This is a genomic window from Thioclava sediminum (assembly GCF_002020355.1).
Lineage (GTDB): Bacteria > Pseudomonadota > Alphaproteobacteria > Rhodobacterales > Rhodobacteraceae > Thioclava > Thioclava sediminum.
Genome location: NZ_MPZV01000003.1, coordinates 295,877 through 319,891, shown reverse-complemented (window position 1 = coordinate 319,891; position 24,015 = coordinate 295,877). Strand labels below are relative to the sequence as shown.

Genomic DNA, 24,015 nt, shown 5'->3' with positions numbered 1-24,015 from the left:
GAAGGGGCCTGCTTCCGGGCAAGAGAGACAGGAGAACCCGGAAGCAGGTCGTGCCGGAAACCCGGGCAGAGGGAAGGGTGGAGAGAGAAACCCGGCCTTTCCGTATGTCGTATCCGTATGTCGCGGGGCATCGGCAGCGGACAGCGCTCCCCGGGGGTGGCGTGTCCCGGTTTGCCATCTCGCCTTTGCCCTTGCGTCTCGAGATGTGCAGGGTGAACCGATGCAGCAATGCCTCAGTTCCGATATTTCATCCGCCTCCCGCCCATGTGAGATCGGCTCTTATTTGCGTGAGGCGTTGCGGTGGCGCGTTCTCTTGCGTCAGGTCAAACCACTGTCATCGGTTTTGCGGTAAGTTCTGCGCGGAATCGCAACGCTAGGAGGCTGCGGGATGAAGGATATGGCCGGAGACAAAACGCCACCGCGCAAGGGCGCCCGCAAGGGCGAGGGCAAGGCTGCCGGGAAAGCTGCGGGCAAATCTGCCAAGGCCGACACGCCTCTGGCCGAGGAGCACAGCGCCGCGCTGGCCTCGTTCGAGCGGCTCGATCGGTTGACTCACGCGCTGATGGGCCGGGCCGAAGGCGGGCTGTCTCCGATTTCGCTCGGGCTCGCGTTTTCCGATTGGGCGACCCATCTTGCGCTCAGCCCCGGCAAGCAGGCCGAGTTGGGCTGGAAGGCGGGTCGCAAATGGATGCACCTGCTACGCGAGATGGCGCCGCACCGGAGCGACGACGAGGGCGCGCAGCCGCTCGAGCCGCTGCCGCAGGACCGCCGCTTCTCTGCGCCCGATTGGCAGAAGTTCCCGTATTCCCTCTATGCGCAGAGTTTCCTCCATGCCCAGCAATGGTGGCACAACGCCACGACCGATGTGCGCGGGGTCGAGGCACGCCACGAGCAGATGATGCAGTTCTACGCCCGGCAATGGCTCGACATGGCGTCGCCCACGAATTTCATCGCGACCAATCCGCTGGTGCTTGCCCAGACGCTGAAAGAGGGCGGGGTGAACCTCATGCGCGGGGCGCGCTATTGGGGCGAGGATGCGTTCAAGGTGATGACCGGCGACACCAAGCCGGAGCCCACGCTGATCCCGGGAACCGACGTGGCGCTGACGCCGGGCAAGGTGGTGCTGCGCAACGATCTGATCGAGTTGCTGCAATACGAGCCCAGCACGCCGAAGGTGCATTCGGTGCCCCTGCTGATCGTCCCGGCATGGATCATGAAATATTACATCCTCGATCTGGAGGAGACGAATTCGCTGATCCGCTGGCTCGTGGGGCAAGGCTTCACTGTCTTCGCGATCTCGTGGAAGAACCCCGACGAGGGCGACCGCGATCTGGGCTTCGACGATTACCGCGAAGAGGGCGTGATGACGGCGCTCGATGCGGTCTGCGAGATCACCGGGGCGGAAAAGGTACACGGGCTGGGCTATTGTCTCGGCGGCACGCTTCTGTCGGTCGCTGCGGCGGCGATGGCGCGCGATGGCGATGATCGGCTGGCCTCGCTCACGATGCTGGCGGCGCAGGTCGATTTCACCGAGGCCGGGGAACTGAGCCTGTTCACCAATGAAGACCAGCTCAGCCTGATCGAAGACATGATGTGGGAGGAGGGCTATCTCGACAAGACCGCGATGGCGGGCACTTTCACCATGCTCAAATCGAAGGACCTGATCTGGTCGCAGGCGGTCCATACCTATCTGATGGGCGAGCGCGAGACGGATGGCGCGATGGCCTCGTGGAGCCATGACGCGACGCGGATGCCCTACAAGATGCATTCGCAATATCTGCGCCGACTGTTTCTCGACAACGATCTGGCCGAGGGGCGGATGGACACGCGCGGCGCGCCGGTCTTCCTGCAGGATATCGAGACGCCGGTCTTCGCCGTCGCGACCCAGACCGATCACATCGCGCCGTGGCATTCGGTCTTCAAGCTAACATGGTCGCTGCCGGGTGCGGTCACCTTCGCGCTGGTCTCGGGCGGGCACAATACCGGGATCGTGCGCCCGCCGGGTGCACCGCGCGCGAGCTACCGTTTGATGGAGCACCGCCCCGGCATGCTGCACCCCTCCGCGTCGGACTGGGCTGCGGAATGTGCGCCGCGCGAAGGGTCGTGGTGGGAGCCTTGGGCGAAATGGCTGCGCAAGACGGGCGACGGGCAGGAGATCGAGCCGCCGCCCATAGGCAAGGGGCGCAAGTATCGCCCGCTCTGCGATGCGCCGGGGGCTTATGTGCTGACCCGCTAGGGCTAGTCCACCTCGGGCAGCATCGCGCGCAGCGTGTCGATCCGGTCGGCCTCGCCTGCGGGCTTGTCCCAGCGGATGCGCGAGATGCGCGGGAAGCGCATCGCGACGCCGGATTTGTGCCGGGTGGAGCGGTTGAGCCCTTCGAAGGCCACTTCCACCACCAGCTCGGGCGACAGGGACCGGACCGGGCCGAAGCGCTCCACGGTGTGATTGCGCACGAAGCGGTCGAGCTTGCGCAGTTCCTCGTCGGTGAAGCCGGAATAGGCCTTGCCGACGGGCACGAGGCGGTCACCGTCCCAGACGCCGAAGGTGAAGTCGGAATAAAAGCCCGAGCGTTTGCCATGCCCGCGTTGGGCATAAAGGATCACCGCGTCGATGATGCGCGGATCGCGTTTCCACTTGAACCACGGCCCCTTGGGGCGGCCCGCCATATAGGGCGTGTCGCGGCGTTTGAGCATTACGCCCTCGATGACCACTTCGGGCGGCGCTTCGCGTAGGCTCGCAAGGTCATCCCACGTCTCGAAGGGTAGCAACTCCGAGACGTCGAACCGTTCGGGATTGAGATCGGCAACGAAGGCCTCCAGCCGCGTGCGGCGGGTTTCGAAGGGCAGGGGGCGCAGGTCCTCCTCGCCTTCGGTCAGGATGTCGTAGAGGCGCAGCGCCGCCGGATGCGAGGCCAGCATCGCCTTGCCCGGAGACTTCCGCCCCAGCCGCTTTTGCAGATCGCCAAAGGGCGCGACCTGATCGCCGCGCCGCACGATCAACTCGCCATCGAGCGCGCCCTCGAAGCCCATATGCGCGACGACATCGGGAAAGGCGCCGGAGATATCCTCGCCGGTGCGCGAATAGAGCCGCCGCTCGCCGCCCTCCGCCACGGCCTGCACCCGGATGCCGTCCCATTTCCACTCGGCGGCGAAGTCGCCGGGTGGCAGGTCGTTGAGCGCCTCGAGATCGGTCGGCGTCGAGAGCATAACCGGCCGGAAGGGCGCAAAGCCCGCACGCTCGGGCTTCTCGCCGCCCGCGATCCAGTCGAAAAGCGGCTGATAGGGCGGCGAGAGCCCGTGCCAGATTTCCTCGATCTCCTCCAGCTTTGGCGTGCCGACCGAGGCCAGCGCCACCCGCGCGAGCCGGGCAGAGACACCGACCCGCAGCCCGCCGGTCGCAAGCTTCAGCAGCGCATAGCGTTCCGAGGGCTCCAGCCGGTCCAGCCACCCGGCGATCAGCGGCCCGACGCGGGTTTTGGGCGTGTCCTGCAAGGTCTCGACGATCTCGACCAGATCGACGTCCTGGGCGGTGTTCTCCTGCGGCCAGATCAGCGCGATCGTCTCGGCCAGATCGCCCACGTAGTCATAGGACAGCGCGAAGAGCTCGGGATCGACGCGCTCGCCCACCATGGCGCGCAGGACCGCAGGCTGCGCGCGGCCCAGTTCCAGCTCTCCGGTCAGCGCCGCCAGCGCATAGCCGCGCTCGGGGTCGGGCGCATGGCGCAGGTAATCACCCAGCACGTCGAGCTTGGCATTGCGCCCCGGCGTGAAGGCGAGCCGTTCGAGAAGGACCGCGAAGGCTTTCATTCCGGCTCCTCCTCATAGCCCACGAGGTGCAGCGGACGAGCCACGCGCCCCTCCAGTTCGGCCCAGCGCATCAGCGCCTCCTCGCGGCCATGTGTGATCCACAACTCGGAGGGGGCGACCTCGCGCACCGTGCGCGTCAGGTCCACCCAGTCGATATGGTCCGAGATCACCAGCGGTAGTTCGACGCCGCGCTGGCGGGCACGGGCGCGGATCTGCATCCAGCCCGAGGCAAAAGAGATCACCGGATCGGCAAAGCGCTGCACCCAAGGCGAGGAAAAGGCGGAGGGCGGCGCGATCACCAGCGCCTCGCGCAGCGCCCGCGCCTCGGCCTTGTTCATCGTGGCGGGGCGCAGATCGCCCAAGGGGATGCCCTGCTCGATGTGATAGTCGCAGAGTTTTTGCAGCGCTCCGTGGATGTAGATCGGCGCGTCATAGCCCGCCTCGCGCGCCAGCATGATGACCCGCTGCGCCTTGCCCAGTGCATAGGCACCCACCAGATGCGGGCGCTCGGGGGCTGCGCGCATCGAAGCCATCAGCTTGGCCATCTCGTCAGCCGGGTCGGGATGTTTGAACACCGGGAGCGCGAAGGTCGCCTCGGTAATGAACGTATCGCAGGGCACCGGCTCGAAGGGCGCGCAGGAGGGGTTCGAGACGCGCGCGTAATCGCCCGACGCCACGATCCGCTGCCCGCGATGCGTGATCGCGATCTGCGCCGAGCCCAGCACATGTCCCGCCGGGTGAAAGCTGACATCCACGCCGCCTACGGAGAGCGGCCCCTCATAGGCTTGCCGCTGGCCCGCGAAATCCTTGCCATAGCGGATCGCCATGATCTCCAGCGTCTGGCGCGTGGCAAGCACATGCCCGTGGCCTGCGCGCGCGTGATCGGCGTGGCCGTGCGTGATCAGCGCGCGCGCCACGGGGCGACTCGGGTCGATGTAGAAATTGCCGCTAGGGCAGTAGAGCCCCTCGGGGCGCGGGATCAGAAGCGGCTCGGCCATCGGTCCTTCACTTACGCTAACGCTCGAAATGCATACGCGGGCGCGCGATCTCGGCCCAAATTTTCGGCATTTGCCTTGAGCCAAGCTTTTCGCGCTACGATTGTTCCAAATCAAACGCTGTGCGCCGGACCCATGCTACGCTCGCGCCATCCAGTCACAAGGGAGGCTGACATGGCACAGAAGAAATCCGCACCCGGGATGAACATGGCTGGCTGCATGCCAGTGCCCGATATGGGGTCGGTAAGCTCGGTGATGGCACCGCAGCTCAAGATGATGGAATCGATGATCGCGCAGAATATCGAGCTGCTCGAGTTTCTGAAGACCCGCTTCGAGCGCGATCAAGAGATGGTCACCCAGTTGGCGGAAACGCCCGATCCGATGCGCGCGATGAGCCTCTGGGGCGAATTCTGGCAGCGCACGGCGAGCGATTACACCGCCGAGATAACGAAGCTCGCGACCTCGATGACGGGGATTGCGGAGCGCGCAGTGCGCTCGGCCACCGAAGAGGGCGAAGCGCTCGCCAAGGCGGTCGGAAAAAAGTGACGACTCGGGTCGGCAAGCACGGGGTGAGCCTCGGAGACGTGCCGGTCTGAGTGATCCGACAGATAGTTAGGCGCGGCAAGCTAGACGGGCTCGCCGCGCGCAGTGCTGTTTGCGGGCCTATTCGGCGCTTACTTCTTGTAGATCCAGCCACCGCCGAAGATGCGGCTGTCCTCGGGCGCGTAGAACACGCAGGCCTGACCGGGGCTGACGCCTTCCTCTGGCACGACCAGTTCGACTTCCGCCTCGGTCTCCGAGATGGGCCGGATGATCGCTTCGCGCGGCGGACGGGTCGAACGGACCTTGACCTTCAGGTGCCATTCCTTGCGCGAGGTGAAGGGCTCGTCGCCGAGCCAGTTGATCTCGCGCACCGGGATGGTGCGGGTGGAGAGCGCCTCTTTCGGGCCGACGACCACATGGCGGGTGTCCGGATCGAGCTTCACCACATAGAGCGGGTCTTCGAGCCCGCCGATGCCAAGCCCGCGCCGCTGGCCAATCGTGTAATGGATCACGCCGCGATGCTGGCCGAGGACGTTGCCCTCCATATCCACGATATCGCCGGGATCGGCCGCACCAGGCCGCAGCTTCTCGATGACGCTCGCGTAATTCCCGTTCGGCACGAAGCAGATATCCTGACTGTCGGGCTTGTCGGCCACCGCCAGCCCGTATTTCGCCGCCAGCTCCCGCGTCGCATCCTTCGAGGGCAGGTGGCCCAGCGGGAAGCGCAGGTAATCGAGCTGCTCGGGCGTGGTCGAGAACAGGAAATAGCTCTGATCGCGGTTCGCGTCGGCTGCGCAATGCAGCTCCGGCCCGGCCGCGCCGTCCTTGCGCTGGATGTAATGGCCCGTCGCCATGCAATCGGCATCGAGGTCCTTCGCCGTCTCCAGCAGGTCCTTGAACTTCACGCGCTCGTTGCAGCGGATGCAGGGCACCGGCGTCGCGCCGCCAAGATAGGCGTCGGCGAATTCGTCGATCACCGCCTCGCGGAAGGTGTTCTCGTAATCGAGCACGTAATGCGGGAAGCCCATCTCCTCGGCCACGCGGCGCGCGTCGTGGATGTCTTGACCCGCACAGCACGCGCCTTTCTTGGCCAGCGCCGCACCGTGGTCGTAAAGCTGCAGCGTCACGCCCACGACGTCATAGCCTTCCTCGGCCAGTTTGGCGGCTACGACCGAACTATCGACGCCGCCCGACATGGCGACGACGACGCGGGTGTCCGCGGGCGGTTTGGCGAAACCGAGCGAATTGAGCGGCAGATCCTTGGGCATGATGAAGCGTCCTTTAACGAGACGTGCAGCAATATAGGAAAATGCGACCCACTCTCAACCCCGCGTTTCACGCAGTGTTAAGGGCCCGCGCGCCAGTGTGGCCGGCGTGAAGAGCTTGAAGGGGTGAGCCCATGTATCTCAAGAAAGTCGATGGTCCGCGCGCGGTGACCCTCGCCGACGGCACGATCCTGACGCGCGCGGATCTGCCCTCGCCGAAAACCCGACGATGGGTGGCGAGCCGGAAGGCGGTGATCGTGCAGGCGGTCGCGCATGGGTTGATCGCCCGCGACGAGGTTCTGGAGCGTTACGCGCTCTCTGACGAGGAATTGGATCTTTGGATCGAGGGTGTCGAAAGGCACGGGATTCAAGGTCTTAAAGTCACCGCGATCCAGAAGTTGAAACAACTTTAGATTGCGATGTAACGGAATCGTGACAAGGTAACCCGGTGTTAACCATTTGGTGTAAGTCTCGACCCCGATCGAGGGATTAATGCGGAGAACCCAGGATGCGGATTTTATTGGTGGAAGACGACCCGACGACGTCGCGCAGCATCGAATTGATGCTGACGCACGCGAATCTCAACGTCTACTGCACCGATCTGGGGGAGGAGGGAATCGATCTCGCGAAGCTCTACGATTACGATCTGATCCTGCTCGACCTCAATCTTCCCGACATGAACGGGCACGAGGTGCTACGGCAATTGCGTCTGGCCAGGATCGACACGCCGATCCTGATTCTCACCGGCGCGGACGACACCGAGAACAAGATCAAGGGATTCGGCTTCGGCGCCGATGACTACATGACCAAGCCGTTTCATCGCGAGGAATTGGTGGCGCGCATTCACGCGATCATCCGCCGGTCCAAAGGTCATGCCCAATCGATCATCCGCACCGGCAAGATCTCGGTCAATCTCGATGCGAAGACGGTCGAGGTCGACGGCAAGCCGGTGCATCTGACTGGCAAGGAATACCAGATGCTCGAACTGCTCAGCCTCCGGAAGGGCACGACCCTGACGAAGGAGATGTTCCTCAACCACCTCTATGGCGGCATGGATGAGCCCGAATTGAAGATCATCGACGTCTTCATCTGCAAACTGCGCAAGAAGCTGGCCGATGCCACCGAGGGCGAAAATTACATCGAAACCGTCTGGGGCCGCGGCTATGTGCTGCGCGATCCCGACCCGTCCGAGTTGGAACGTCGCATCGCTATGGGTGCCTGACTTCCCTCAAGCCGATGATCTCCGTCGTCACGGCTCTTTACGCCCCCTCGGCGCTTGCCTAAACCAAGGTCAGCACGAGGGGGTCTTTTTATGACACAGGTTCAGTGGGGCAAAAAAGTCTCGGAATTAAGCCATGAGCAGGCTTCGCATGAGGCAGTTGAGCTTCGAGAAGCGATTACGCGTGCAAACGAAGAATATCACGTTTTTGATGACCCAAGCATTTCCGACGCCGAATTCGATGCTCTTAAACGACGTCTTCTAGAGATAGAGGCTAATTTTCAAAGCCTTGCGTTCAAGGATAGCCCTACGCAACGCGTCGGTGCTTCGCCACTAGAAGGCTTCGGCAAGATCACCCATGCGATCCGCATGATGAGCCTCGCCAACGCGTTCTCCGATGAGGACGTGACCGAGTTCGACGAGAGCATCCGCAGCTTCCTCGGTCTGAAATCCGACGCGCCGCTCAATTACACGGCCGAGCCGAAGATCGACGGTCTCTCGCTGTCGATCCGCTACGAGAAGGGGAAACTGATCCATGCCGCAACGCGCGGCGATGGTCAGGTCGGTGAAAACGTCACCGAAAATGCCCGCACCATCGACGACATTCCGACGTCGATCGCGGATGCGCCCGACGTGCTGGAAGTCCGCGGCGAGGTTTATATGAGCCATGCCGATTTCGAGGCGCTCAACACCCGCAACGAGGCCGCGGGCGAAAAGCGTTTCGCCAATCCGCGCAACGCCGCCGCCGGATCGCTCCGCCAACTCGACCCGAAAGTCACCGCGTCGCGCCCGCTGAAATTCTTCGCCTATGCTTGGGGCGAGCTGTCCGCGCCGCTGGCCGACACCCAGATCGACGCCATCGCGCGGCTGCGCTCACTCGGCTTCCAGACCAATCCGCTGACCGAGCTATGCGACGGCCCCGCCGACATGCTCGCCCATTACCGCGAGATCGAGGCCAAGCGGGCCGCGCTCGGCTACGATATCGACGGCGTCGTCTACAAGGTGAACGACCTCGCGCTGCAGCGGCGTCTGGGCTTCCGCTCGACCACGCCGCGTTGGGCGATCGCGCATAAATTCCCCGCCGAACTTGCCTGGACGCAGCTCGAAGGGATCGACATTCAGGTCGGTCGCACCGGGGCGCTCTCGCCGGTCGCGCGGCTGACGCCGGTGACCGTGGGCGGCGTCGTCGTCTCGAACGCGACGCTGCATAACGAGGACTACATCGCCGGGCGCGATTCCAAGGGCGCCGAGATCCGCGGCGGCAAGGATATCCGCGTCGGCGACTGGGTGCAGGTCTATCGCGCGGGCGACGTGATCCCGAAGATCGCCGATGTCGACCTCACGCGCCGTCCCGACGATGCCGTGCCCTACGACTTCCCGACCCATTGCCCCCGCTGCGGATCCGAGGCGATCCGCGAAGAAGGCGACGCGGTGCGCCGCTGCACGGGCGGGCTGATCTGCCCCGCGCAAGCCATGGAAAAGCTGAAACATTTCGTTTCCCGCGCGGCTTTCGACATTGAAGGGCTCGGCGCGAAACAGGTCGAGCAATTCTACGAGGACGGCTGGATCAAGGAGCCCGCCGACATCTTCACGCTGGAAGAGCGCTACGGGCAGGGCCTCCAGCAACTCAAGAACCGCGAGGGTTGGGGGGAGAAATCCGCGCGCAATCTCTTTGCCGCCATCGCCGAGAAACGCAGGATTCCGCTGCAACGCCTGATCTTCGCGCTCGGCATTCGCCATGTCGGCGAGACCAGCGCCGGGATGCTCGCCACGCATTACGGCACATGGGAGGCGTTCGAGACCGCGATGACGCAGGCAGACTGCGGGCAGGGGCCGGAATGGGACGACCTGATCTCGATCGACGGGGTCGGCGAGACGCTCGCGACCTCGGTCGTGACGACCTTCCAGCAAGAGGCCGAGCGCGCCTCGATCGACCGTCTCACCGCGCATCTGAGTGTCGAGGAGGCCGAGAAGCCGAAATCCGACAGTCCGGTTTCGGGCCTCACCGTCGTTTTCACCGGCACGCTGGAGAAGATGACCCGGGCCGAGGCGAAGGCGCGGGCCGAGGCACTTGGCGCCAAGGTCTCGGGCTCGGTCAGCGCGAAGACCGACCTGCTCGTCGCAGGCCCCGGCGCGGGCTCGAAAGCCAAGAAAGCGGCCGAATTGAACATCCGCGTCATCGACGAGGATGAATGGATTGCGCTCGCGGGGGGCGCATGAGCACGCGGCCCGCAGAGCTTTTCGAGCTCTTCGCCGAGCTCGACAGCCTTGCGGGCGTCGGTCCGAAAACGGCCAAGCATTTCGAAGGGTTGGGGATCACCCGCCCGCGCGATGTGCTGTTTACCTTGCCCTATTCGGTGATCGATCGCCGCCCCGTCGCGACCGTGCAGGGCGTGCCTGCAGGCACCACCGTCACCGTCGAAGTGACCATCGGCGCTCATAGCCCCGCGCGCAAACAAGGCGCGCCGGATCGGGTTCTGTGCCATGACGCGCAGGGCGATATCACGCTGGTTTTCTTCCGCGCGCGCGGCGACTGGCTCGCGAAGCAGATGCCCAACGGGGCGCGGCGGATCATTTCGGGCAAGCTCGAGATTTACGACGGGCAGGCGCAGATCGTGCATCCCGACTACATACTTCCGCCCGAAAATGCGGACGAGATGCCCCGGTTCGAGCCGGTCTATCCGCTCACCGCGGGCGTTACGCAAAAGCTGATGGCGAAGGCGGCGGAGGGGGCCTTGGCGCGCGCGCCCGACCTGCCGGAATGGATCGACGATGCGCTCAAGCGCCGCGAGGGCTGGCCCGACTGGCAGGATGCGGTGAAAACGGCGCATCACCCTGAAAAGATTGACGATCTGTCGTCCACCGCGCCGGCGCGCGCGCGTCTCGCCTATGACGAGCTTTTCGCCCACCAGATGACGCTCGCGCTCGCGCGGCGCCAGTCGCGGCGCAAGAAGGGCCGGGTGACGCGCGGCACGGGCAGGCTCTCGGCGCAGGTTCTGGCGAGCCTGCCTTACAAGCCGACCGGCGCACAGACCCGCGCGATCGCCGAGATCGCGGGCGATCTGGGCTCCGAGCGGCGGATGAACCGGCTGCTTCAGGGCGATGTCGGCGCGGGCAAGACGCTGGTCGCCTTCATGGCGCTGCTGACCGCTGTCGAGGCTGGCGGGCAGGGCGTGATGATGGCGCCCACGGAGATCCTCGCGCGTCAGCATCTCGAAGGTTTGGCGCCGCTGGCCGAGGCGGCAGGCGTCCGGCTGGAGATCCTGACCGGGCGCGACAAGGGGGCGGAGCGGGCGCGCAAGCTCGCCGATCTGGTCTCGGGCGCGATCGGGATCCTTGTCGGGACCCATGCGGTTTTTCAGAAAGACGTGGAATTTCAGGATTTGCGGCTTTCCGTGATCGACGAACAGCATCGCTTCGGTGTCGCGCAGCGGATGGAGCTGGGCGCCAAGGGGCAGGCGGTCGACGTGCTGGTGATGACCGCGACGCCGATCCCGCGCTCACTCGCGCTTGCGCAATATGGCGATATGGATGTGAGCCTCTTGGACGAGAAGCCGCCGGGCCGGACGCCGGTCAAGACTGCGCTTGTCGCGATGGAGCGGATGGGCGAGGTGGTCGAGCATCTGCGCAAGGCGGTCGCCGAGGGGCGGCAGGCCTATTGGGTCTGCCCGCTGGTCGAAGAGAGCGAGCGCGTCGATCTGAGCTCTGCGACCGACCGTTTTCTGGCGCTGCGCGCGGCGCTTGGCGACGATGTCGTGGGGCTTGTTCATGGCCAGATGCCGTCGGCCGAGAAAGACGCTGCCATGGCGGCCTTCGTGAAGGGGCAGACCCGGGTGCTCGTCGCGACGACGGTGATCGAGGTGGGCGTAAACGTGCCCAACGCCTCGATCATGGTGATCGAGCGGGCCGAGAGCTTCGGTCTCGCGCAGCTCCATCAGCTGCGCGGGCGGGTCGGGCGTGGGGCCGCGGCCTCGACCTGCCTGATGATCTACCAGACGCCCCTGAGCGAGACGGCCGAACGCCGCCTGTCGATCCTGCGCGAAAGCGAGGACGGGTTCCGCATCGCTGAGGAAGACCTCGCCATGCGCGGGGCGGGCGATGTGATCGGCACGGCGCAATCGGGCCTGCCGCGCTTTCGCGTGGCTGACCTCGAACGCCAGGCCGGTCTGATGGCGGTGGCGCAGTCGGATGCGCGCAAGCTCCTGTCCGACGATCCCGAGTTGAGCGGCCCGCGCGGACAGGCGGCGCGGGTGCTGCTGTGGCTGATGGAACAGGACCGCGCGATCCGTCTGATCGGCATCGGCTGAGCCCCGTTCGACTCACGTTCTCACCCAGTGTTCTCAAATGTTCCTAAAAAGTTCTTTACACGCGACGTCAATTATGAGAACAAAGAAGCAACAGAGGGAATGGAGGTGCCAGATGGCCAAGGAAATCAAGGAACTTCTCGACCGCAATCACAGCACACTGCTGGCCGACGCCGTGGGGGGCATCGCGCTTTGCGCAAGCTTCATCATGGCGCTTTGGCTGCCGGGGCTCCTCTAAGCCCGACCTGTCTCATCGTTACTGCCTCGCGCTTTTTGGCTGCCGCACCTGTCCCAAACCTGCGGCTTCGCCTGTTCCCCAGGCCCGCCTGTCCGTAAAGCGCAACTTCAGCCGCCGCTCTTTCGAGTGGCGGCTTTTTTCATCGCGAGGGAGAGGGGGGGTAGCGGTTCAGCACTGCTCGAGCGCTTCGAGCGTCGCCTCGGGGGCGAGCAGGATCGAGCCATGCCGATTGGGGTAGTCGCGCGCGGCTTGCAGGACCTCGTAATCGCCGAAAGGCGCATCGGGGACGGGGCCGCCCTTGAGCATCTCGGCCAGCTGATCGCGCAGTTTTGCTACCTCGTCGCGCGTGCGACCCACGACCTGCGCCCCGAAGATCGCAGCCGAAGCCTGACCCAGCGCGCAGGCATGCACGGTCTGGCTATAGCCGGTCACGCGGCCCTCCGCGCAGGTCAGCGAGACCTCGACCGTGGAGCCGCACAGCGGCGCGCGCTTGCGCACGGTCACATCGGGCGCGGGGAGCGGATCGGTGCCCGGCATATCGGCGGCGAGCGCCAGAATACGCTGCGAATAGAGCTTGATCAGATCGGTGTCGCTCATCTCTTTCCCCTTCGGCCCGTCCGGCGTAGATAGGACCTAAGCCACAGGAAGGAAAGAGCCGATGCCATTCGATCCCGCCAGCTTGACCTATGACGCCAACGGTTTGATCCCCGCGATCGCGCAGGATGCGCTCTCGGGCGATATCCTGATGATGGCATGGATGAACGCGGAAAGCGTCGCGAAGACACTTGAAACAGGGCGCGTAACCTATTGGTCGCGCTCGCGGAAATCGTTCTGGGTGAAGGGCGAGACCTCGGGTCATGTGCAGCGCCTGCGCGAGATGCGGGTCGATTGCGACCGCGACGCGCTGCTGGTGCTGGTCGAACAGGAAGGCCCGGCCTGCCACACCAATCGCAGGTCGTGCTTCTACACCGCGATCCGCGATGGCGAGGAGGTTGAAATCCTCACGCCGATGGAAGATTGAGAGCGGCCCTTCGGGGAGGATATTTCCGTCAAGAGGAAGCGGGCAGCCCGACCATGCGGCGAATGTCGTCGGGGCTCGCGCCGTCCTCGCGGTATTTCGCGATGGCGCGGGCGTCGTCGCGCTTGGCGAGGCGTTTGCCGTTCTCGTCACGGATTAGCTCGTGATGGCAATAGGTTGGCGTCGGAAGTTCAAGTATCACTTGAAGCAAAACATGGATCTGCGTGGCGTCGAACAGGTCCGCGCCGCGGGTGACATGGGTGATGCCTTGCGCGGCGTCGTCGAGCACGACTGCGAGATGATAGGACGTGCCCATCTCGCGCCGCGCGAGCACGACATCGCCCACCTTGTCGATCAGATCGGCGCGGGAGACCTCATGCGTGCCTTTGTGCAGCGCGCAGATTTCCTCGAAACGGATATCGCGGGCGGCGCGGGTCATGTTCAGGCGTAGTGCGCTTTCCGGTAGTGCCGTCCCGGGTTTTCGCGCGCCGCGTTCGCGGCAGGTGCCCGGATAGATCAGCCCGTCGGGCCCGTATTGCACGCCTTCCTGTGGTGCGGAGGCTGCCGCCTCGATGTCGCGTCGCGTGCAGGTGCAGGCAAAGAGAAGGTCGCTTTCCCAAAGACTTTCAAGGGCTTCGCGATAGACGTTCAAGCGGTCAGACTGACGCAGAACCGGCCCGTCCCAGTTTAGTCCAAGCCAGCGCATATCGTCGTAGATCTGCTCTTCCCAATGCGGTCGCGCGCGGCTTTGGTCGATGTCTTCGATGCGCAGCAGGAACTGGCCGCCCGCCTTGCGCGCCATGTCATGCGCGAGGATCGCGCTATAGGCATGGCCCAGATGCAGCGGGCCCGTTGGCGAGGGGGCGAAGCGTGTGATCATCGGCGCGCGCACCCCGCCAAATCAGCCGCCCGCGCGGCGATCCGCATGCGCCTGATAGATCAGGATCCAGGCGAGCAGGATGAACATCGGATGCGTCAGCCCGCCCGAGAAGATGATCGCCGGAATCCAGATCACGAAGACGAGGATCGCGAGGAAGATGCGTCCGATCAGAACGATAGAAAGCGGCGGCAGAAACAGGGCCAGAACGTAATTCATACAGTCTCTCCTTGCTGCGCAAGCCAGTCGCCGAAGACCGTCTTGGCGCGATCGGTATAGGCCTTGTAGCGGTCTTTGCGGCCACGCCGCCCGCCCTTGGCGTCGATCGGCGGGAAGAGCCCGAAATTGACGTTCATCGGTTGGAATGTCTTCGCCTCGGCCCCGCCGGTGATGTGGGTGATCAACGCCCCCATCGCGGTTTCGGGTCCCGGCGGCGGCAGTTCGCGGCCTTGAAGCTCGGCAGCGGCCATACGGCCGGCCAGCAGCCCCATCGCGGCGCTCTCGACATAGCCTTCGACGCCGGTGATCTGTCCGGCGAAGCGCAGGTTCGGGTGCGATTTCAGCCGCATCTGCGCATCGAGCAGCGTCGGCGAGTTGATGAACGTGTTGCGGTGGATGCCGCCGAGACGCGCGAATTTGGCATCCTGAAGTCCCGGAATCATACGGAAAACATCGGCTTGCGCACCGTACTTCATCTTGGTCTGGAAGCCCACGATATTGTAGAGCGTGCCGAGTGCATTGTCGCGACGCAGCTGCACCACGGCCCAGGCTTTGGTCTGCGGATCGTGTTCGTTGGTCAGACCGACGGGCTTCATCGGCCCGTGGCGCAGGGTTTCGCGGCCGCGTTCTGCCATCACTTCGATCGGCAGGCAGCCGTCGAAATAGCCTGCGGTTTCACCCTCGTGGAACTCGGTCTTGTCGGCCGCGAGAAGTGCGTCGATGAAGGCTTCGTATTCGTCCTTCGTCATCGGGCAGTTGATATAGGCCGTGCGCTCTTCCTCGGTCTCGCCCTTGTCGTAGCGCGACTGACGCCACGCGACGGACATGTCGATCGTGTCGGCATAGACGATGGGGGCGATGGCGTCGAAGAAGGCCAGACGCTCTTCGCCGGTGGCTTGCAGGATCGCTTTGCCCAGGGATTCCGAAGTCAGCGGACCGGTCGCGAAGATCCATTTTCCGCTTGAAGGAAGCTCCGTAACTTCTTCCTCGGTAAAGGAAATATTCTCATGGGCGCGCAGCGCCTCGGTCACGGATTGCGAAAACGCCTCGCGGTCCACGGCCAGCGCGCCGCCTGCGGGCAGACGATGCTTGCGCGCCGTGTCCATGATCAGCCCGTTCGCGGCGCCCATCTCCCAATGGAGCTGCCCCACGGCGTTGCGCTCGTGATCGTCCGAGCGGAACGAGTTCGAGCAGACCATCTCGGCATAGTTGCCGGTCTGGTGCGCAAAGGTTTCGACCTTGGGCCTCATTTCGTGCAGCACCACGCGGATTCCGGCATTCGCCGCTTGCCAGGCCGCTTCCGAGCCCGCCATGCCACCGCCGACGATATGTAGTTCTTCTGTCATGGCCGCTCATGTAGTGGTCAAAGCGGCAAAAGGGAAGGCCGATCGCAGCTGCTCAGTTCAGGGCGAAGGTGCCGCGCGCAAATAGCCCGTCGAGCGGGCGGATCGGCGCGAAGCTCTGGTTGCGCACGCCGTGGCCGCGCGGGCCGAAGCGCACTGTGAGGCCGAGGGCGAGACGGGTCTCGTCGCGGCTGTCGGGGCGACCGGTGAAATGGGCGCGCTCGATGCGGGTGAAGAGCGTCGCGGGGCCGTCGCCCAGCCGGTGGCCTATGCCGAGCGCGGCGGTGGTCTCGCGGGCGCTGAAGGCGAGTTCGGAGATGTCCACGACGGAAAGGTCTGCGGTCAGCGTCGTGCGCGGGCTGATATCCCACCGTCCGGCGAGGCCCGCGAAGACGTAATCGTTGCTACCGGGTTTGACGGTGCCGAGCACGGCGCGCGCCGAGACGCTGCCGCGTGCGCCAACAGCCCAGATCGCTTCTGCGCCTGCCGCATAGGCCGTCTGGCTCGCGTGGCTGGTGTCGGAGACGGCGGCGAAGAGCCCGTATTTGGCGCGCTCCGTGGGCGCCATGTAGAGATGCGCCGCCAGATCGCCGCGCCAGCGCGGCCCGGCATCGTTTGCGCCGAGGTCGAGTTGCAGCCCATGTGCCGGGGTCAGGGCGAAATCGGCACTCAGATCGGCGCGGGCGGCTCCGAAGTCGCCGGTGCTGTTCTCGATCGTCAGTTCGGCCCCGGTGAAGCCGAGCGCGCTTTGGGCGAGCGCGGGGCCAGCGCTGACGGCTGCGGCGAGACAGAAAACGACGCCCCGCAGGGCAGAGACAGGAGCGTGGCGCATGATCGGACCTCGTGACGCGGTAACTGAACAAGGCCGAACTTCGCCGGCTGCGCTTCGGGCCCATGCTCCGCTGCGGCTTTGATCTCTTTTGGCAGGCGGGTGGGTCTTAAGGAAGGGTTAAACTTTCTAATGGGTTAACGGCCCGGAGCGTTTCCACTCCGGGCCGTTCGATAGGGTCTGCCCTCGGGATCGCGCAATCAGAAATCGTCCAGCTTGGGCCGCTTGCCGATCGAGACGTGGTCGATATCTTCCAGCGCGAAGCCCTTTATGATCGAGGGGATCATCATCGATACCAGTATGAAGATCGGCAGCCCCACGACCGTGATGACCTGCTGCAGCGCGGTCAGCCCCGCATCGCCCGCCAGCACGATCAGCATCGCCGCGACCAGCCCCTCAGCCGCGCCCCAGAAGACGCGCTGATGGACCGGGCCCGGGGTCGGCGTGCCGGTGCAGAGCATGTCGACCACCAGCGAGGCCGAGTCGGACGAGGTCGCGAAGAAGATCGCCACCACGATCACTGCGATGCCCTGAACGATATGGACGAAGGGGAAATGCTCAAAGAAGGCGAACATCGCGAGCGGCACGCTGTCCGAGACAGCCTGAGACAATTGCCCCGCCTGATCGCCCATCGCATCGCGGGCGGCTTGGCCGATCCCGTCGAACTCCATCGCCTGCCAGCCGAAGATCGCGAACCAGATCAGAGTGAAGAGCGAGGGCGCCAGCAGCACGCCAAAGACGAATTCGCGCACCGTGCGGCCGCGCGAGATGCGGGCCACGAACAACCCGATGAAGGGCGACCAAGTCACCGTCCAGGCCCAGTAGAACACCGTCCACGAGCCCTGCCAGCCCCAGCCGGGCGTGTCGGGGTTCTCGTTGGCCAGCATGTCGTTCCAGAAGGCCAGATGCGGCAGGTTGGTGAGATAGAGGCCGACGGTCTGCACGATCCCGCGCAGCAGGAACAGGGTCGAGCCGAAGATCAGCACGAAGACCATTAGGCCCACGGCCATGCCGATATTGATGTTCGACAAGAGCTTCACGCCCTTGTCGAGCCCCGCCACGATGGAGGTGATCGCAACAGCGGTGAGCGCGGTCAGGATCGCGATCTTGACGAAGGTGCCGTCGCCGGTGCCCAGAAGCGCATCCAGACCGGCGGCGATCTGGCTGGAGCCGAGACCGAGCGAGACGGCGACGCCGAACAGCGTGCCGAGGATCGAGGCGATGTCGATGGCCTTGCCGATCGGCCCGTTGATGCCTTCCTTCAGCAGCGGATAGAACACCGAAGAGACCCGCACCGGCAGGTCGTAGCGGTTGATGAAATAGGCGAAGCCAAGCCCCGGCAGCGTGAAGATCGTCCAGGTATGCAGGCCGAGGTGATAGACCGCGATAGAGATCGCGTCTTTCGCGGCCTCGTCGGAATAGGGCTCGACGCCCGGCAGCGGTGGCTTGGAGAAATGGCTGATCGGCTCGGCCACGCCCCAGAACATCAGCACCGTGCCGATGCCGCCCGCGAAGAGCATCGTGAACCACGACAGGTTGCCGTATTCGGGGCGGCTGTCCTTGGGACCCAGCCGGATATGCCCGTGGCGCGACAATGCGGCCCAGATCAGAAACCCGAGCCAGATGTTGACGCCGAGGATGAAGAACCAGCCGAGATTGGTGACAATCCAAGAACGGCCCGTGGCGAACGCATCGCCAATCGGGCCGGGGAAGATGACAAGCGCGAGCACGAAGAGGATCGTGAAGCCTGCTGATACGAAAAAAATGGTGGGGTCGGTTCGTAGGCCGAGCCTGTCTGCAAAGGCTTTCATGAAACTCTCCCTGTTTCTAATAGTGCAACCGCAACGGGTGGCTTCAGGGGTGGTTCCGCGCAGAAGGGACATTGAAGAAAAGAAAAAATGGAAACGGCCCGGCGCGTGGCTGGGCCGCAACATCGGATCGCGTCTGCAATTTGAAGGTGGGTGGGTAGCGGAACAGCTTCTTGTTCGAGCCTTTGCAGAGCGCCACGCGCCCGCCGAAGTTCCAGACGTCGACCCCGTCCTGTAACAAGAAAAAGCCCCCGTCCTTGTCAGACGGGGGCATGATTTTAGTGCTTGTTGTGAAGCTGTTCCGAATTGGGAGCAGCCCGTGCGCGATCAGCTTTCGCTATCCGGCGTGCCGCCACCCTCGGAGGTGTCGGGCGCGTCCGGCGCATCGGTCGACCCTTCGGCGTCGGCGTCCAGATCGTCGTCATCGCCCTGATCGGCGATCCGCGCGACCGAGACCACGACCTCGCCCTTGGCGGTGTTGAACACACGCACGCCACCGGCAGAGCGCGAGCGGAAGGAGATGTCTTCCACCGGGCAGCGGATCGACTGACCCGTCGAGGTGGCGAGCATGATCTGATCGCTCATTTCGACCGGGAAGGAGGCCACAAGCGGGCCGCCCCGCATCGCCTTGTCGATCGCCGTCACGCCCTGACCGCCACGACCGCGGGTCGGGTAGTCATGGCTCGACGAGATCTTGCCCGAGCCTTTCGAGGTGATCGTCAGGATCAGATCCTCGGCGGCGGACATCTCGGCGTAGCGTTCGGTCGAAAGCTGACCTTCGGCCACGGCTTCCTCGTCCTCGTCGGGCTCGATCTCTTCCTCGGTCACGCCCGCCATCAGGCGACGCTGCTTGAGGTAGGCCACGCGCTCTTCCGAAGTGGCCTCGAAGTGGCGGATGACCGACATCGAGACGACCTCGTCATCTCCCTTCAGCTTGATGCCGCGGACACCGACCGAGTTGCGCGAGTTGAACACGCGCACTTCCGGCACCGGGAAGCGGATCGCGCGACCGCTGGCGGTGACCAGCATCACGTCGTCGTCCTCGGAGCAGATGCGCGCGTTGATCAGGCGCATCCCTTCGTTCTCGTCCTCGAATTTCATCGCGATCTTGCCGTTGCGCATGACGTTGGTGAAATCCGACAGGCGGTTGCGGCGCACGGTGCCCTTGGAGGTCGCGAAGACCATCTGCAAGTCGTCCCATTCCGCCTCGTCGCGATCGACCGGCGTGATCGCCGCGATCGAAACGCCGGTGGGGATCGGCAGGATGTTGACGATCGCCTTGCCCTTGGACTGGCGCGAGCCGAGCGGCAGCTGCCAGCACTTCATCTTGTAGACCATGCCTTCGGTCGTGAAGAACAGAAGCTGCGTGTGGGTGTTGGCGACAAACAGCGTGGTGACCGTGTCGTCATCCTTCAGCGCGCCGCCCGACAGCCCCTTGCCGCCGCGCTTCTGCGAACGGAAATCGGCGAGCGGCGTGCGCTTGATGTAGCCGCCCTGCGTGACGGTCACGACCATGTCTTCGCGCTCGATCAGGTCTTCGTCGGCCATGTCGCCGGCCCAGTCGATGATCTCGGTGCGGCGCGGCACGGCAAACAGCTCGCGCACTTCGCGCAGCTCGTCGGCGATGATCGCCATGATCCGCTCGCGCGAGGCGAGGATGGCGAGGTATTCGCGGATTTTCTCGGCCAGTTGCGCGAGTTCGTCCGTGACTTCCTTCACCCCGATCTGGGTCAGACGCTGCAGGCGCAGATCGAGGATCGCGCGGGCCTGCGTTTCCGACAGGTTGTAGGTGCCGTCGTCGTTGACCGGATGCAGCGGATCGTCGATCAGCTTGAGATATTCGACGATGTCATGCGCGGGCCAGCGGCGCTCCATCAGGCGGGCGCGGGCCTCTGCCGCATCGGCCGAGGAGCGGATGGTGGCCACGACCTCGTCCACGTTCGACACTGCCACGGCCAGACCGCACAGGACGTGGCTGCGCTCGCGCGCCTTGCGCAGTTCGAACGCGGTGCGGCGCGCGACAACTTCCTCGCGGAAGCTGATGAAATAGCTGAGGAATTGGCGAAGTGTCAGCTGCTCGGGGCGGCCGCCGTTCAGCGCCAGCATGTTGCAGCCAAACGAGGTCTGCATCTGCGTGAAGCGGAAAAGCTGGTTGAGCACCACATCCGGGGTCGCGTCGCGCTTCAGCTCGATCACGACGCGTACACCGACGCGGTCGGATTCATCGGCGATGTTGGAGATGCCTTCGAGCTTCTTCTCGCGCACGAGATCGGCGATCTTTTCGATCATCGCCGCCTTGTTCACCTGATAGGGAATCTCGTCCAACACGATCGCGAAGCGGTCCTTGCGGATTTCTTCCACGCGGGTCTTCGCCCGGATGATGACCGAGCCACGACCTTCAAGGTAAGCCTTGCGCGCGCCACCACGGCCCATGATCAGGCCGCCGGTGGGGAAGTCGGGGGCGGGGACGATCTCCATGATCGCCTCGTCCGACATGTCGGGGTTGTCGATCAGCGCCAGAGTCGCGTCGCAGACCTCGCCGAGGTTATGCGGCGGGATGTTCGTCGCCATGCCGACCGCGATACCGCCCGCGCCGTTGACCAGCATGTTCGGGAAGCGCGCCGGAAGCACCGTCGGCTCTTCCTGCTTGCCGTCGTAGTTGTCCTGGAAATCGACCGTGTCTTTCTCGATATCGGCGAGAATGTAATTGGCCGGTTTTGCCATGCGCACTTCGGTGTAGCGCATCGCTGCCGCGTTATCGCCATCCATCGAGCCGAAGTTGCCCTGACCGTCGAGCAGCGGCAGCGACATCGAGAAGGGCTGCGCCATGCGCACCAACGCGTCGTAGATCGCGGCGTCGCCGTGAGGGTGATACTGACCCATCACGTCGCCGACCGGACGTGCCGATTTGCGATAGGGCTTGTCGAACGTGTTCCCGGTCTCGTGCATCGCGAAGAGAATGCGCCGGTGAACGGGCTTCAGACCATCGCGCAGATCGGGGATCGCGCGGCTCACGATCACGCTCATCGCGTAATCGAGATAGGCGGTTTTCATCTCGTCCGCGATGGACACAGTGGGGCCGAGATAAGCGGGCCGCCCGGGGCCTTCTTCTTCGGTTTCCGGCGGTTCAGGAGTGTCGGTCACGCGCGCCTCGATATTCTAGATATTGTTGTGGAACCTTATAAAGGCCGCAAGCGGCGGGTGCAATCATGGAGAAGGCCCCGGCGGGTGCGCGGGGCCTTCTTCGTGACGTCAGCTTGCGGTGTTCCGGTGCGGCGCGGGCCGCAACCGATCACGCTGCGCGCGCGGCGCGCTTACGCTCGTGCGGATCGAGGTGCAGTTTGCGCAGGCGGATCGATTTCGGCGTGACCTCGACGAGTTCGTCATCGTTGATATAGGCGATGGCTTCCTCGAGCGACATCCGCGTCGGCGGGGTCAGGCGAACCGCTTCATCCGTGCCCGAGGCGCGGACGTTGGTCAGCTTCTTGCCTTTGAGCGGGTTCACTTCGAGATCGTTCTCGCGCGAATGCTCGCCGATGATCATGCCGGTGTAGACCTGCTCCTGCGCGCCGATGAACAGCTTGCCGCGTTCTTCGAGGTTCCACAGCGCGTAGGCGACCGATACGCCATTCTCCATCGAGATCAGCACGCCCTGACGGCGGCCGTCGATCGGGCCCTTGTAAGGGGTCCAGCCATGGAACAGGCGGTTGAGCACGCCCGAGCCGCGCGTGTCGGTCAGGAACTCGCCCTGATAGCCGATCATGCCGCGCGAGGGGACATGGGCCACGATGCGGGTCTTGCCACCCTCGGCCGGGCGCATCTCGGCCAGCTCGCCCTTGCGGTAGCCGGTCAGTTTCTCGATCACGACGCCGGAATATTCCTCATCCACGTCGATGATGACTTCCTCGATCGGCTCCATGCGCTGGCCGTCTTCCTCGCGGAAGATCACCTTCGGGCGCGAGATCGACAGCTCGAACCCTTCGCGGCGCATGTTCTCGATAAGAACGCCCATCTGAAGTTCGCCGCGGCCCGAGACCACGAAGGCGTCGCCGCCGGGGGTGTCCTCGACGCGGATCGCGACGTTGGTTTCGGCCTCTTTCATCAGGCGGTCGCGAATGATGCGCGACTGGACCTTCGAGCCGTCCTTACCGGCGAGCGGCGAGTCGTTGATGCCGAAGGTCACCGAGATCGTCGGCGGATCGATCGGCTGCGCGTCGATCGGGGTGTCGACTTCGGGCGCACAGAGCGTGTCGGCCACGGTCGCCTTGGTCATGCCCGCGACGGTGACGATGTCGCCTGCGACGGCTTCGTCGATCGGCTGCTGCGACAGGCCACGGAAGGCGAGGATCTTGGTGCAGCGGAAGGCTTCGATGCGGTCGCCCTTGCGCGAGAGCGCCTTGAGCTGATCGCCGACCTTCAGCGTGCCCGCCTCGATGCGGCCCGTGAGGATGCGCCCGATGAACGGGTCGGCCGAGAGCGTGGTGGCCAGCATCTGGAAGGGCTCGTCGGCGCGGAATTCCTGCTTCGGCGGCTCGACATGCTTGAGGATCAGATCGAACAGCGCGTCGAGGTTCTCGCGCGGGCCGTCGAGCTCTTCGTCGCACCAGCCGCCGATGCCGGAAGCGTAGAGATGCGGGAAGTCAAGCTGCTCTTCATCGGCGTCGAGGTTCGCGAAGAGGTCGAACACCTCGTCGAGCGCGCGATCGGGCTCGGCGGCGGGCTTGTCGACCTTGTTGAGCACGACGATCGGCTTGAGGCCGAGCGCGAGCGCCTTCGAGGTCACGAACTTGGTCTGCGGCATCGGGCCTTCGGCTGCGTCCACCAGCAGCACTACACCGTCTACCATCGACAGGATACGCTCAACCTCGCCGCCGAAATCGGCGTGGCCGGGAGTGTCGACGATGTTGATGCGGGTGCCTTTCCACTCGACCGAGGTGGCCTTGGCGAGAATGGTGATGCCGCGTTCGCGTTCGATGTCGTTGCTGTCCATCGCGCGTTCGGCGACGGCTTGGTTTTCACGGAAAGCGCCCGATTGGCGCAGAAGCTGGTCCACGAGCGTCGTCTTGCCGTGGTCCACGTGAGCGATGATCGCAATGTTGCGAAGGTCCATGGGAGGTCGTCCTGTTCTTGAGTTGCCCCGCCCATAAAGGAAAGATCGCCTCTCGGCTAGCCCCCAGCGCGGCAATCGCGCCGCGATGCGGCATCACGTCAGTGGAAATGCGATTTCGAGAACAGGTTGATCACGATGATCCCCGTCAGAATCAGCGCGATCCCGATCAGAGCGGGCAAATCCAGCCGCTGATTGAACATCAGCCAGCCCACGCCCGCGATCAGCACCATGCCGATCCCGGACCACAGCGCATAGGTGATCCCGAGCGGCAGCACTTTCAGCACCAGCGTGAAGAAATAGAGCCCGCCGATGAAGCCCACCGCGACGCCCACCGTCGGCCAGAACCGCGAGAATTGCTGGCTCGCCTGCAGACAGGCCGAGCCGAAGGTCTCGAAGGCGACCGCTATGAGCAGGAAGAGATAGGTGTTGAACATGTCCGG

The 24,015-nt window shown here is 64.4% G+C and carries 21 protein-coding genes; 9 read left to right on the top strand and 12 right to left on the bottom strand.

Features of this window, described 5'->3' with window-relative positions:
* The first annotated feature begins 397 nt into the window (after positions 1 to 397).
* Complete coding sequence (locus BMI91_RS13790; RefSeq protein ID WP_078605774.1) at positions 398 to 2,236, top strand: PHA/PHB synthase family protein; 1,839 nt, start codon at positions 398 to 400, stop codon at positions 2,234 to 2,236.
* Between the two features lie 2 nt (positions 2,237 to 2,238).
* Here BMI91_RS13790 and BMI91_RS13785 read toward each other — a convergent pair whose 3' ends face one another.
* Both BMI91_RS13785 and BMI91_RS13780 read right to left on the bottom strand, forming a co-directional pair.
* Positions 2,239 to 3,807 (bottom strand): cisplatin damage response ATP-dependent DNA ligase, encoded by a 1,569-nt coding sequence (locus BMI91_RS13785; protein WP_078605456.1) that lies wholly within the window; start codon positions 3,805 to 3,807, stop codon positions 2,239 to 2,241.
* Positions 3,804 to 4,805, bottom strand: coding sequence for a ligase-associated DNA damage response exonuclease (locus tag BMI91_RS13780; protein ID WP_078605454.1), 1,002 nt, complete (start codon positions 4,803 to 4,805; stop codon positions 3,804 to 3,806). Before BMI91_RS13780 ends, BMI91_RS13785 begins: the two co-directional genes overlap by 4 nt.
* A gap of 171 nt (positions 4,806 to 4,976) precedes the next feature.
* On the opposite strand from BMI91_RS13780, the gene BMI91_RS13775 reads away from it, so the two are divergent.
* The gene (locus tag BMI91_RS13775; protein ID WP_078605452.1) at positions 4,977 to 5,348 is read left to right on the top strand and encodes a phasin family protein; all 372 of its coding nucleotides are present in this window, start codon (positions 4,977 to 4,979) and stop codon (positions 5,346 to 5,348) included.
* Positions 5,349 to 5,476: 128 nt separating this feature from the next.
* On the opposite strand, the gene mnmA is transcribed toward BMI91_RS13775, so the two are convergent.
* Positions 5,477 to 6,613: a tRNA 2-thiouridine(34) synthase MnmA gene (gene mnmA, locus BMI91_RS13770; protein WP_078550271.1), complete on the bottom strand. Its 1,137-nt coding sequence runs from the start codon at positions 6,611 to 6,613 to the stop codon at positions 5,477 to 5,479.
* 131 nt (positions 6,614 to 6,744) lie between these two features.
* Here mnmA and sciP point away from each other — a divergent pair, with 131 nt between their 5' ends.
* The 5 genes from sciP (at position 6,745) to BMI91_RS20295 (ending at position 12,371) form a co-directional block, all read left to right on the top strand.
* On the top strand, positions 6,745 to 7,023 hold the full coding sequence (gene sciP, locus BMI91_RS13765; RefSeq protein WP_078520740.1) for a CtrA inhibitor SciP: 279 nt from the start codon (positions 6,745 to 6,747) through the stop codon (positions 7,021 to 7,023).
* A 95-nt stretch (positions 7,024 to 7,118) separates the two neighbouring features.
* Positions 7,119 to 7,832, top strand: a complete 714-nt coding sequence (ctrA, locus tag BMI91_RS13760; RefSeq protein ID WP_078520739.1) for a response regulator transcription factor CtrA — start codon at positions 7,119 to 7,121, stop codon at positions 7,830 to 7,832.
* Between the two features lie 90 nt (positions 7,833 to 7,922).
* Entirely contained in the window at positions 7,923 to 10,049 is a 2,127-nt protein-coding gene (gene ligA, locus BMI91_RS13755) for an NAD-dependent DNA ligase LigA (protein ID WP_078605449.1), read from the top strand.
* On the top strand, positions 10,046 to 12,136 hold the full coding sequence (gene recG / locus BMI91_RS13750) for an ATP-dependent DNA helicase RecG (protein ID WP_078605773.1): 2,091 nt from the start codon (positions 10,046 to 10,048) through the stop codon (positions 12,134 to 12,136). Before ligA ends, recG begins: the two co-directional genes overlap by 4 nt.
* 112 nt (positions 12,137 to 12,248) lie before the next feature.
* Entirely contained in the window at positions 12,249 to 12,371 is a 123-nt protein-coding gene (locus BMI91_RS20295) for a hypothetical protein (protein ID WP_255266459.1), read from the top strand.
* Positions 12,372 to 12,539: 168 nt separating this feature from the next.
* Here the strand turns inward: BMI91_RS20295 and BMI91_RS13745 are convergent, their stop codons facing one another.
* Positions 12,540 to 12,968, bottom strand: a complete 429-nt coding sequence (locus BMI91_RS13745; protein WP_078605447.1) for an iron-sulfur cluster assembly scaffold protein — start codon at positions 12,966 to 12,968, stop codon at positions 12,540 to 12,542.
* A 61-nt stretch (positions 12,969 to 13,029) separates the two neighbouring features.
* Here BMI91_RS13745 and hisI point away from each other — a divergent pair, with 61 nt between their 5' ends.
* On the top strand, positions 13,030 to 13,392 hold the full coding sequence (hisI, locus tag BMI91_RS13740) for a phosphoribosyl-AMP cyclohydrolase (protein WP_078540842.1): 363 nt from the start codon (positions 13,030 to 13,032) through the stop codon (positions 13,390 to 13,392).
* A gap of 28 nt (positions 13,393 to 13,420) precedes the next feature.
* Here hisI and gluQRS read toward each other — a convergent pair whose 3' ends face one another.
* From gluQRS to BMI91_RS13715, 5 genes are all read right to left on the bottom strand, one after another.
* Positions 13,421 to 14,269: a tRNA glutamyl-Q(34) synthetase GluQRS gene (gene gluQRS / locus BMI91_RS13735; RefSeq protein ID WP_078605446.1), complete on the bottom strand. Its 849-nt coding sequence runs from the start codon at positions 14,267 to 14,269 to the stop codon at positions 13,421 to 13,423.
* A gap of 21 nt (positions 14,270 to 14,290) precedes the next feature.
* Entirely contained in the window at positions 14,291 to 14,485 is a 195-nt protein-coding gene (locus BMI91_RS13730; protein ID WP_078520734.1) for a hypothetical protein, read from the bottom strand.
* The gene (gene trmFO / locus BMI91_RS13725) at positions 14,482 to 15,831 is read right to left on the bottom strand and encodes a methylenetetrahydrofolate--tRNA-(uracil(54)-C(5))-methyltransferase (FADH(2)-oxidizing) TrmFO (RefSeq protein WP_078550279.1); all 1,350 of its coding nucleotides are present in this window, start codon (positions 15,829 to 15,831) and stop codon (positions 14,482 to 14,484) included. The genes BMI91_RS13730 and trmFO overlap by 4 nt, the downstream gene beginning before the upstream one ends.
* Before the next feature lie 52 nt (positions 15,832 to 15,883).
* Complete coding sequence (locus BMI91_RS13720) at positions 15,884 to 16,660, bottom strand: hypothetical protein (RefSeq protein ID WP_078605445.1); 777 nt, start codon at positions 16,658 to 16,660, stop codon at positions 15,884 to 15,886.
* Positions 16,661 to 16,857: 197 nt separating this feature from the next.
* Positions 16,858 to 18,468: a BCCT family transporter gene (locus BMI91_RS13715; protein WP_078601376.1), complete on the bottom strand. Its 1,611-nt coding sequence runs from the start codon at positions 18,466 to 18,468 to the stop codon at positions 16,858 to 16,860.
* Here BMI91_RS13715 and BMI91_RS19865 point away from each other — a divergent pair.
* Positions 18,467 to 18,703 (top strand): hypothetical protein, encoded by a 237-nt coding sequence (locus tag BMI91_RS19865; protein WP_146684098.1) that lies wholly within the window; start codon positions 18,467 to 18,469, stop codon positions 18,701 to 18,703. The two genes, BMI91_RS13715 and BMI91_RS19865, sit on opposite strands and share 2 nt — an antisense overlap.
* 89 nt (positions 18,704 to 18,792) lie before the next feature.
* On the opposite strand, the gene gyrA is transcribed toward BMI91_RS19865, so the two are convergent.
* From gyrA to BMI91_RS13695, 3 genes are all read right to left on the bottom strand, one after another.
* A complete protein-coding gene (gyrA, locus tag BMI91_RS13705) occupies positions 18,793 to 21,609 on the bottom strand; it encodes a DNA gyrase subunit A (RefSeq protein WP_078605443.1) in 2,817 nt (938 codons plus the stop codon).
* A 148-nt stretch (positions 21,610 to 21,757) separates the two neighbouring features.
* Positions 21,758 to 23,575: a translational GTPase TypA gene (gene typA / locus BMI91_RS13700; RefSeq protein ID WP_078605442.1), complete on the bottom strand. Its 1,818-nt coding sequence runs from the start codon at positions 23,573 to 23,575 to the stop codon at positions 21,758 to 21,760.
* Positions 23,576 to 23,673: 98 nt separating this feature from the next.
* Complete coding sequence (locus tag BMI91_RS13695) at positions 23,674 to 24,009, bottom strand: DMT family transporter (protein WP_078520728.1); 336 nt, start codon at positions 24,007 to 24,009, stop codon at positions 23,674 to 23,676.
* Positions 24,010 to 24,015 lie beyond the last annotated feature (6 nt).